Source organism: Sphaerochaeta sp. S2, assembly GCF_016406725.1.
Lineage (GTDB): Bacteria > Spirochaetota > Spirochaetia > Sphaerochaetales > Sphaerochaetaceae > Sphaerochaeta.
In genome coordinates this window covers 1-10,316 of record NZ_JAEKNT010000074.1, presented here as the reverse complement: position 1 = coordinate 10,316, position 10,316 = coordinate 1, and the positions used below count along the sequence as shown (strand labels likewise).

Annotated in this window: 12 protein-coding genes and 1 pseudogene; 7 read left to right on the top strand and 6 right to left on the bottom strand. The window is 47.5% G+C overall.

Going from position 1 to position 10,316, the window contains the following annotated elements; all coding sequences use genetic code 11:
• Positions 1-203 precede the first annotated feature (203 nt).
• The 4 genes from mgrA to JF818_RS01900 are packed head-to-tail and all read left to right on the top strand — an operon-like array spanning position 204 to position 2,784.
• Positions 204-1,229: an L-glyceraldehyde 3-phosphate reductase gene (gene mgrA, locus JF818_RS01915; RefSeq protein ID WP_198890305.1), complete on the top strand. Its 1,026-nt coding sequence runs from the start codon at positions 204-206 to the stop codon at positions 1,227-1,229.
• Positions 1,230-1,284: 55 nt separating this feature from the next.
• Complete coding sequence (locus JF818_RS01910) at positions 1,285-1,761, top strand: glutathione peroxidase (RefSeq protein ID WP_198890304.1); 477 nt, start codon at positions 1,285-1,287, stop codon at positions 1,759-1,761.
• A complete protein-coding gene (locus JF818_RS01905; protein WP_198890303.1) occupies positions 1,761-2,234 on the top strand; it encodes a MarR family winged helix-turn-helix transcriptional regulator in 474 nt (157 codons plus the stop codon). The genes JF818_RS01910 and JF818_RS01905 overlap by 1 nt, the downstream gene beginning before the upstream one ends.
• Positions 2,212-2,784: a lipocalin family protein gene (locus JF818_RS01900; RefSeq protein WP_233065432.1), complete on the top strand. Its 573-nt coding sequence runs from the start codon at positions 2,212-2,214 to the stop codon at positions 2,782-2,784. The genes JF818_RS01905 and JF818_RS01900 overlap by 23 nt, the downstream gene beginning before the upstream one ends.
• 57 nt (positions 2,785-2,841) lie before the next feature.
• Here the strand turns inward: JF818_RS01900 and pflA are convergent, their stop codons facing one another.
• Both pflA and pflB read right to left on the bottom strand, forming a co-directional pair.
• Positions 2,842-3,609, bottom strand: coding sequence for a pyruvate formate-lyase-activating protein (gene pflA, locus JF818_RS01895; RefSeq protein WP_198890302.1), 768 nt, complete (start codon positions 3,607-3,609; stop codon positions 2,842-2,844).
• A 10-nt stretch (positions 3,610-3,619) separates the two neighbouring features.
• Complete coding sequence (gene pflB / locus JF818_RS01890; protein WP_198890301.1) at positions 3,620-5,824, bottom strand: formate C-acetyltransferase; 2,205 nt, start codon at positions 5,822-5,824, stop codon at positions 3,620-3,622.
• Between the two features lie 120 nt (positions 5,825-5,944).
• Between pflB and JF818_RS01885 the strand changes: the two genes are divergently transcribed.
• On the top strand, positions 5,945-6,658 hold the full coding sequence (locus JF818_RS01885) for a Crp/Fnr family transcriptional regulator (RefSeq protein WP_370570294.1): 714 nt from the start codon (positions 5,945-5,947) through the stop codon (positions 6,656-6,658).
• Positions 6,659-6,665: 7 nt separating this feature from the next.
• Here the strand turns inward: JF818_RS01885 and JF818_RS01880 are convergent, their stop codons facing one another.
• Together JF818_RS01880 and JF818_RS01875 are read right to left on the bottom strand one after the other, a co-directional pair.
• Entirely contained in the window at positions 6,666-7,199 is a 534-nt protein-coding gene (locus JF818_RS01880) for a permease (protein WP_198890300.1), read from the bottom strand.
• A complete protein-coding gene (locus JF818_RS01875; RefSeq protein ID WP_198890299.1) occupies positions 7,196-7,681 on the bottom strand; it encodes a permease in 486 nt (161 codons plus the stop codon). The genes JF818_RS01880 and JF818_RS01875 overlap by 4 nt, the downstream gene beginning before the upstream one ends.
• A gap of 215 nt (positions 7,682-7,896) precedes the next feature.
• Here JF818_RS01875 and JF818_RS01870 point away from each other — a divergent pair, with 215 nt between their 5' ends.
• Positions 7,897-8,340, top strand: coding sequence for a CBS domain-containing protein (locus JF818_RS01870; RefSeq protein ID WP_198890298.1), 444 nt, complete (start codon positions 7,897-7,899; stop codon positions 8,338-8,340).
• Between the two features lie 97 nt (positions 8,341-8,437).
• Complete coding sequence (locus JF818_RS01865; RefSeq protein ID WP_198890297.1) at positions 8,438-9,661, top strand: DUF438 domain-containing protein; 1,224 nt, start codon at positions 8,438-8,440, stop codon at positions 9,659-9,661.
• Positions 9,662-9,695: 34 nt separating this feature from the next.
• Here the strand turns inward: JF818_RS01865 and JF818_RS01860 are convergent, their stop codons facing one another.
• Positions 9,696-9,968 carry a hypothetical protein gene (locus JF818_RS01860; RefSeq protein ID WP_198890296.1) on the bottom strand — a complete coding sequence of 91 codons (273 nt, stop codon included), beginning with the start codon at positions 9,966-9,968 and terminating at the stop codon, positions 9,696-9,698.
• Between the two features lie 8 nt (positions 9,969-9,976).
• Positions 9,977-10,316 (bottom strand): annotated as a pseudogene (locus tag JF818_RS01855) (polyprenyl synthetase family protein); the annotation flags it as partial.

Sequence of the window (10,316 nt, the reverse complement as noted above, 5' to 3'; positions counted from 1 at the left end):
AACTTGCACCTACTCTGTCTTCCAACCTTGTATCTATAATGATACACCCTTCAGACAGAGCCTCAGTAACCACCTACTGACTTTTTATCATTCCTCCTAAGGGATCATCTGCCATTAGTGTAGGCCAAGGAAGTGCATCCGTCAAAAGAAATGGAGATTTACAGCCATTTCGGTTATACTGATAGACAAGCTAGGAGGAATGTATGTATACACCGAAACCAGAACGATATGATTCCATGAAATACAACCGCTGTGGAAAGAGCGGTTTACAGTTACCGGCCATCTCCTTGGGGCTTTGGCATAACTTTGGAGACCAGACGTCCCTCTCCAATGCAAGAAAGATGCTGCATACAGCATTTGATCTTGGCATCACACACTTTGACCTGGCAAATAACTATGGGCCACCTCCGGGGTCTGCTGAGCTGAATTTCGGCAAGTTACTTGCCCAGGATTTTCGCTCTCACCGTGATGAGCTGATCATCTCCAGCAAGGCAGGGTATTTGATGTGGCCCGGTCCCTACGGGGAGTGGGGGAGCAGGAAATACCTTCTCAGCAGCCTTGACGCATCCCTGAAGAGGATGGGGCTGGACTATGTCGATATCTTCTATAGTCACCGCTATGATCCTGATACTCCGCTTGAAGAGACCATGGGAGCTCTTGCCTCCGCATATAAGATGGGAAAGTGCCTGTATGTCGGGATCTCTTCCTATTCAGCAGAGAAGACGAGAGAGGCACATGCAATCCTGAAGGATATGGGTGTACCGCTCTTGATTCATCAACCGTCCTATTCAATGCTGAATCGTTGGGTGGAAGAATCATTGCTTTCCACGCTGGATGAGTTGGGAGTTGGGACCATCTGTTTCTCTCCACTTGCACAAGGCATGCTAACCGACAAGTATCTGGGAGAAATTCCTGAAGATAGCAGAGCGGCAAGAAAGGGTAGTTCTCTTAGTCAGCAGATGCTGACAAAGGAAAACCTTGAGAATATCAGGTCACTTAATGCAATCGCGCAGGAACGTGGCCAGAGTCTTGCCCAAATGGCGCTTGCATGGTGCATGAGACGTAAAGAGATCACCAGTGTGCTTATTGGTGCCAGTTCGCCTGAACAGATTAAGGAAAATGTCGCAACCCTCGAAAACCTGGATTTCAGTGATGAGGAACTTAAGCGGATTGATTCCTTTGCAAAGGAAGGAAATATTAACCTTTGGGCAAGGTCAAGCAATAATTGACATTTGCATCGGCTTCTGTTATATTGTACCCAACTTAATTAGGAGAAACAAGCCTATGGCTACAGTATACGATTTCAAAGCCGTGAAGAATGATCGGGTTGAATTGGATTTTTCCTCTCTGGAGGGGAAGACCCTGCTGATTGTGAACACCGCAAGTAAGTGTGGGTTTACCCCTCAGTATGAGGAGCTCGAGAAACTGCATCAGCAGTATAAGGACCGTTCACTGGTAGTGATCGGGTTTCCTTGTGATCAATTTGCACACCAAGAGCCGGGTAGTGATGCAGATATCAAGGAATTCTGTTCAATCAACTATGGGGTGACCTTTCCTCTGATGAGTAAGGTGAAGGTGAATGGAAAGGAAGCTCATCCACTCTTTACTTGGCTGAAAAAGCAAGCTCCAGGAGCCCTTGGAGGGACGGTTAAATGGAATTTTACCAAATTCCTGGTGGAGAAGGATGGGGTAACGGTACATCGTTACGCCCCAAAAGATTCTCCTCTTGCCATTATCCCGAAGCTTGAGGAGGTGCTGTGATGGCTTATCCACAACTACTGCTTTCAAACCAACTCTGTTTTCGATTCTATGCCTTGGAACGGGAACTGATGGCCGCTTACCGACCACTGCTCAATCACCTTGGACTGACCTATGCCCAGTACATCACCATGCTCTACCTCTGGGAACATGAAGAGGGTACAGTAGGTGAACTCTGTACTGCACTCAGCCTGGATACAGGGACAATGAGTCCGCTTTTAAAGAGGTTGGAGAGCTCGGGTATGATCGAGAGACATAGACTGCCAAGTGATGAGCGAACCGTGATGGTCCAACTTACTGACAAAGGAAGGGAACTAGAGCAGAAAGCTATCTCTGTCCCTGAGCATATTGCCTCCTGCTTGCTCTCAAACGACAAGAGTGAACAGGGAAGAAAGTATCAGGCATTGAAAGAGATGCTTGATGAGACACTCACTCAACTGAAGGATTCCCGCAATGAACGGGAACAAGAAAGGTAGGGCGATGAAACGGAAAGGCTTGCTCTCCATTGGCGGTATTCTGGCGATGCTTGTCATGCTTACTTCCTGTGCTACAACGGGAAAGTATCCTCCTTTAGATACCGTTAATTCTCTCGATCTTGACCGATATCTGGGTTCCTGGTATGAGATTGCCCGATATCAGCATCGCTTTGAGAAGAACCTGGTGGGGGCAAAAGCTGATTATTCCCTTAGGGATGATGGAAGGATCCAGGTGGTTAATAGTGGTATCAAGGGAGATCTGGAAGGAAAAGTAACATCGGTCAAGGCAATCGCTTGGAGACCTGATGAGCATTTTCCTGGTCGCTTGAAGGTGAGATTCTTCGGCCTCTTCACCTCTGATTATCTTGTCTTTGGATTGGATGAGGAATACCAGTGGGCACTTGTTGGTAGTGATGATCGTGATTTCTTGTGGTTCCTTTCACGTACACCAGAGGTGAGTGATGATACGCTGGATACCATGAAAGCTATTGCTGTCGCTCAGGGGTATGATATGGAACAACTCTTCCTGGTTCCCCAGAAAGAGCGTTGATAGTTGATAATTCGTTTTCGTTGGGGAGGTGCTTCTTGTGAGGTGCCTTCCCGTTTTTTAGCCGACCTTTGTCTGTGAATCTCCATCCTTGTAAGAGGTCATCAGAACGGGAAGACCTTGCTTCTCAAAAATGGAACGAGCCATGGACAGTTCGTCTTTGGTGGGTTCATGTACATCTGAGAGTGAGTAGGTGAGATGCAACTGTTCCCATTTGTACTGTCCCATGCGATGGTAGGGAAGCAGCTCCACCTGTTCAATGCAGCTGAAGGAGGTGAGGAAAGAAGCCAATGCTTCCAACTTTTTCTCTTCCAGAGTCCAGGAAGGGACGAGTACGTGACGCAGCCAGACCCGCTTCTTGATTTTCTGCAGGTAGGAGAGAGTTGCAAGCGTATTGGCATTGCCCATACCGGTAAGGCTGAAGCAGAGTTTATCATCAAGACTCTTGATATCGAGCAAGACCATATCCACTGCATCCAGTACCGGTTTTGAGATTTCCAAGGGAACGCTTCCTGCTGTATCCAACGCCGTGTGGATTCCCTCCCTCTTCAGGCGGCTTATGAGCTCCAGGGCAAAATCTGGTTGTCTCAGTGGCTCTCCGCCACTGATGGTAACCCCTCCATCCTTGATGAAGTTCTTGTAGCTGAGGATGTCATGGACCACTTCATCAACACTTTGGGAAGTGCCACCTTTCATGTTCCACGTGTCTGGATTGTGACAGTATCGACAACGCAGGGAGCATCCCTGCAGAAAGACAACATACCTGAGCCCAGGTCCGTCCAACGTCCCAAAACTCTCAACACTATGAATGTTTCCCTGTACGCTCATACATACCTCCTTACAGGCTTCCGTGGAAGGTGCGGTTGATGACATCTAGCTGCTGTTCACGGGTGAGCTTGATGAAGTTCACTGCATATCCACTTACCCTGATCGTTAGCTGGGGATATTTCTCTGGGTGGTCCATGGCATCGAGCAATGTCTCCTTCTCCATGACATTCACGTTGATATGGTGTCCTTCCTCGATAAAATATCCATCAAGCAGCGTGACCAGATTTGCCACCTGCATCTGCTTATCCTTTCCGAGGGTCTGTGGGATGATCGAGAAGGTGTAACTGATTCCATCCTGCGCATCGTCATAGGAGAGCTTTGCCACACTCTTCATACTTGCAACACAACCCTTCTTGTCCCGTCCATGCATCGGGTTTGCACCCGGTGCGAATGGCTCGCCAGCCTTTCTCCCATCCGGGGTGCTCCCTGTCTTCTTCCCATAGACCACGTTGCTGGTGATGGTAAGGACGGAGAGGGTTGGGATACTCTTTCGGTAGGTCGTATGTCTTCTCATCTTGGTGATGAAACCTCTTACCAGATCCTTGGCAATTGCATCAACCTGCTCGTCATTGTTTCCGTAGGTGGGGAAGTCTCCTTCGATCTCAAAATCGACAGCGAGTCCCCGCTCATCCCTGATAGGTCTTACCTTTGCATACTTGATGGCTGAGAGGCTGTCGGCAACGACACTCAATCCAGCTATTCCCCCTGCCATGGTGCGCATTACCTGTGCATCATGAAGGGCCATTTCAAGTCGTTCATAGCTGTACTTGTCATGCATGTAGTGGATGACATTCAAGGTATCGATATACAGTTTTGCAAGCCAGCTGCTCATTGCCTCATAGCGGTCCAATACGGTGTCATAGTCAAGAATATCATCGCCTAACGGCGCCAGTTTAGGTCCAATCTGTTCTCCGCTCTTCTCATCCCTTCCTCCGTTGATTGCGTAGAGCAAGGTTTTTGCCAGATTCACCCGAGCACCGAAGAATTGCATCTGCTTGCCTAACTCCATGGCTGAGACACAGCATGCAATGCCATAGTCATCACCGTAATTCTTCCTCATCAGGTCATCGTTCTCATACTGGATCGAGGAGGTCTCGATGGAGAGACGGGCGCAGAACTTCTTGAAGGGCTGTGGAAGACGGTCACTCCAGAGTACTGTAAGGTTCGGTTCAGGAGCCGGACCAAGATTGGTAAGGCTGTGCAGGAACCGGTAGCTCATCTTGGTAACCAGATGACGCCCATCGTGGCCAACACCACCAATGGATTCAGTCACCCAGGTGGGGTCGCCACTGAACAGCTCGTCATAGGAGGGGGTCCTGAGGAATCGAATGATACGGAGTTTCATGATGAAATGATCAACCAATTCCTGGATTTCCGATTCATTGAAACGGCCGCTCCCCAGATCTTTCTCTGCATAGATGTCAAGGAAGGTGGAGACCCTTCCCAGGCTCATAGCGGCTCCGTTCTGTTCCTTGGTTGCTGCAAGGAAGGCAAAATACAACCACTGGATGGCTTCCTTTGTATCGGTTGCGGGCTTAGAGATATCATAGCCATAGGTGGCTGCCATCTCTTTCAGCTCCAGAAGGCTGCGGATTTGCTCGCTGAGCTCCTCACGGTCGCGGATGACCTCCTCAGTCATTGCATCAAAGTGAAAATTATCCTTTGCGCTCTGCTTTTCCTTGATCAGGTAATCGATACCATAGAGGGGAACTCTTCGATAATCACCGATGATCCTTCCCCTCCCATATGCATCGGGAAGTCCTGTAATGATGCCGCTGTGCCGTACCTTACGCATCTGTTCTGTGTATACGTCGAAGACTCCGTCATTGTGTGTCTTGCGATACTTGAACACTTCATCAATGGACTCTGGAAGGGTACGATTGTAGGCTTTCAACTCGGTATGTACCAGTCTGATACCTCCAAATGGCATGATGGCACGTTTGAGTGGTTCATCGGTCTGCAAGCCGACAATTTGCTCAAGATCTCGGTTGATGTATCCATCCTTGTGGCTGACAATTGTGGATATGGTATGTTCATCGATGTCATACATGCCGCCACGCTGGCGCTCGATCTCGAGAAGTTCCTTGAGTTCTCCCCACAGTTTCTCTGTCCGTTCAGTGGGCCCTGCAAGGAAGGATTCGTCCCCGTCATAGGGGGTGTAGTGCTCTGTGATGTACTTTCTTGTATTGATTTCGTAATATGTATCTTCACTCATGGTGTTTCCCCTTTCTGTAAGTTTTCGTATACTTCAGATACGTTAGATTTACCATGATGACGATATTTGTTCTGTGATTGAAATCACAAACCAAGTAAAAAAGTAGGAGTTAGAAATACTGTGTCCAATATATGTGATGGTTGTAGTAATGATCTCTGCCTGAGAAATGTACCACTCTTCTCTTCTTTGCAACGTGATGCCGTGCATGCGCTCACCAGTGAGATGGAACACCGTCGCTACAAGAAGGGAGAGATTATCGTACGGGAAGGGGAGAAGGCCTCTGCTTTTACTGTCATCAGGGAGGGGAGTGCCAAGGCATATCGCATCACACCGGACGGTAGAGAGCAAATCCTCTATATTTTTCCTGCAAACGACTATTTTGGTGCCAGATTCCTTTTCACAGAGGAGCGGGTTCCCTACACGGTGGAAGCTCTGGAACCAACAACGGTTTGTATCCTGAATAAGACCAATTTCGCAAATCTCCTGGCTGAACACAGTCAGGTTGCCATCGAGATCATTGAGGCCATGGCAAACCGGATGAGCCGGCTTGAGAGTGCCATGCAGAGCATGGGAGGGCGCAATGCCGATATGCGGATTGCCAGCCTCCTTCTGGAGTTCAAGGAATCGTATGGGCACTACAATGGCAAATTCCTTGAAATAACCCTCCCCTTGAGTAGGGAGGGCCTTGCCAATTATCTGGGGATTGCACGGGAGACACTGAGCCGAAAACTCACGCAATTCGAGGAAGAAGGGATCATTCTAGCAGTGGGGAACCGTGTGATCCGTATACTGGATATTGCAAGACTCACTGAGCTCTCATACCTTGTTGACTAGATACCATTTACTGCTTGCTTGCTCTCTCGTGGATTGCCTCTATCTCTTCCTTGCCAATCATTCTAGTGAGAAGGAACGATATTATGATGATACCTGGGATGTCGATAAGCAACCGGGTAAGTGCAAATGGTGCGCCCAAGGCTGAGAATTCGAAGAGAATCATCGGAATCTTGGTAGTGGACCATGCCCCGATAAAGATAAGGACATTGGAGAATGTCACTCCCTTTTTCATAAACACCGCTGCCACAGGGAAAGCTCCATACAGGGGGCCTGCTGCAGCAGAGCCAATGAAGAGGGAGAGCAGTATTCCCTTCAATCCACTTCCTTTTCCCATGAATTTTACCATTGTCTGTTTTGGCACCCATACATCAAGAAGACCTAGCAGTACAAAGATTGGAGGAATGACCAACAACATTTCCTTCAGCTGCATGACGGTAATATTGAAAACGCCTGTTCCCAACTCTTGATTGAATAGGCTGAGGATCCCCAACAGTACCAGAACGAGCAGAAATGAACTGTAGCGTTTTACCAGAGTTGTCATAACACCACCTCCAGAACTGTTCCGATTGCAAAGGCAACAATAAATGAGAATATGAATGCAAGTGTATTTCGGTAAAGCGTCAAGCGCTTTCCAAAGTACTGTATCTCTATGGGTAGGGTTACTACACCCACCATCATCAGCGTTGAGATGAAGGCGCCGATTTGCATATAGCCAGCTCCTCCCTCAAGAAGCAAGGCAGCAGTGGGGAATGCCACAAAGCCTGGTATCAGGGTAACCGAGCCTACAATGGCAGCAAGGACAACACCAATCCATCCAGAGTCCTTGCCAATAATCCTTACAATGGTCTCATGGTCGAGGATGCTGAGCAGGAGACTGACCAATAGTATGACGACTAGGAATTGGGGAAGAATATTCTCAAATGCTCTCCACGCTTTCATGAGCGCTTTTTTTGTCTTTTCCCTGTCCTTTAGAAAAGAAAGTAATAATAAAAGTGCTGTAACACTATAGAGTATCAGGTTCATGTGAAGGTCCTTACAGTAAAGATACAACAATGTATAGCAAATTTACTTGCTATTGGCAATCATATGTGCATATATTGTGGGTATAAGACATGAATAAGGGAATTAACGGCCCTTCGATGCAGATATGTATCCCATTATTTCCTTGCGAAATTGCTACTGGTGGAGTACGCTTGTGGTAGAAGGGAGTTAGATAATATACGAAATGGAGGTTATGTATGGCGAACGTACAATCAATTCTGGACCAAAAGGGAAGCACCGTTTACAGTATCACACCTGAGGATACCTTGGCTCATGCCCTTTTGAAACTTACCGAACATAAGATTGGTGCATTGTTGGTACTTAATGAGAATGGGGATATCAAGGGTATTCTCTCAGAGCGTGATATCATCCGCCATTTTTCACGTAGACTAGAGCATTTGAACACTGCGTCCATTCCGGTGAAGGAAGTGATGACTGTTGGTGTTACCTGCATCAAACCAGAGCAGAATCTTGATGATTGCCTCCAGCTTATGACCGCAGGTAGGTTCCGCCATCTTCCAGTTGTGGATGCGGACAAGGTGGTTGGTATGGTTTCCATCGGTGATGTGGTCAAGGCAGCTCTTGAGGAGCGTGACTTTGAGATCGGCGAATTGGAGCACTATATTACGAATGCCTACTAAAAGAGGCCATAGCATAAATCTTTTTTATAAAAGCGCTTCACTTTCGGGGCGCTTTTTATCATACTATTTAAGTAGGAATTAAATTGAAGGAGTATGTATGGACAAGAAAAAGATCCAACACTTGAAAACCATAATTGAAAAGTTGCACGCAGGAGCATCCTCCGATTCGGTAAAACAGGAGTTTGAAGCAGAATTCGGGACTATCAGTGCAGAAGACTTGGCGGCAGCTGAAAAGATGCTGATTGAATCTGGAGAAATCAATGTTGAGCAGGTACAGAAACTCTGTGATGTACATGCTTCCATTTTTGGCGGTAGTGTGGAGGAGATTCATGGTGGAAAGACCATTGAACAAACCCCCGGCCATCCCGCATTTGTGTTCCTGAAGGAAAATGAAGGCTTGCTCTCTTTCCTCGATGGGGAGTTTTCAGCTGCAGTAAAGGCGTACAAACAAGACAATACTGCACGCACCAGAGCTGACCTTCTCTCAGCACTCAAGAGCCTTAGTAAGCTCGATAACCACTATTCCAGAAAGGAGAACCTTTTCTTCCCGTATCTGGAGAAAGCTGGAATTACCGCTCCACCCAAGGTAATGTGGGGAGTTGATGATGAAATCAGGGATCTGTACAAGCTTATAATCCGTACCCTTGAATCCTCAGACAAGGTTCTCGAGACCGAGCTTACCCATGTCGAAGAGCAAGTGAGAAGCATGATCGACAAGGAGAACAACATTCTCATGCCGATGCTTCAGGGTTGCATGGATAAAGACGCCTGGTTGACAGTTGCTCGTGATAGTGCAGACATTGGATACTGCTTTAATGGTGGGATCGAAGGGGCAAGTCCCTCGGATGCAACCACGTGGTATCGCTGGAATGCAACCATGAGTGGAAAGGATGAATTTGCTCCCAAACAGGAGACAAGTGGAGAGATTACGCTCCCCAGTGGTCATTTCACCTTGGAAGAGCTGACTTGGATGCTGAATACCATGCCAGCAGATATCACCTTTGTTGGTGCCGATGACAAGGTCCGTTTCTTCAGTGAGGGAAAGGAACGTGTATTCCCAAGAACAAGGAGTATCATCGGACGTGATGTTGAACATTGCCATCCACCGAAGAGTCTTTCTGTTGTGGAGAAGCTGGTCTCTGACTTCAAGGCAGGGATCAAGGACAGTGAGTCTTTCTGGATTCAGAAAGGTTCCAAGTTTATCCTGATTCGCTACTATGCAGTGAGAAACAACAACCAGGAGTATCTGGGTGTGCTAGAGGTGACGGAAGAAATTTCTGAGCTGAGAAGCCTGGATGGTCAGAAGACCTTGCTTGGTTGATTATTGCGTCTACATATATGGAGCTACAGGGCGATTACTTGCTCTGTGGCTCTTTTTTCATCTTGTCAATGAATGCAATATAGGCATAGATTTGCCCTTGGATCTCGCTGTTCTTCAATTCCCCACGTCCAACCCAATCCTGTCCTTCATAGACCGTGAGATGGTGAAGCTCTCCCTCAATATCGATAAGAGACAGGGGAGCCATCTTCTGTCGATTCTCAAGATACAGTAATGTCCTGTCATATGCTTCGTGGAAGACCCGCTCCTCTCCAGTGAGGTCGGGATCAAGATTATGTGTAGTGTTCATAGCAATTCCTATACTGAGCGAGCAGATAATTTTTCAAACAGGGAAGTCAACATACGCTCAGCCTCAGGATTGCCGAGGCGGTGTATTTCTTCCAAAGCTCGCTTTCTATAGGATTCTGCAAGAAATTGCGCTTTTTGTATACCACCCAGTTCCTCAACCAATGTAAGAACGTTTGTTGTGGTACGCTGGTCCAGTGGGATTTTCCTATCGGTGAGCATACTCTTCAGTTCGTTTTTGCCCAACTCGTTCTCTATCTCCAGGGCACAGATGAGTGGGAGGGTAGGGATTCCACTCTTTACGTCCCCACCGGTATGTTTGCCGAGTTTCTTGCTGCTTCCGATATAATCG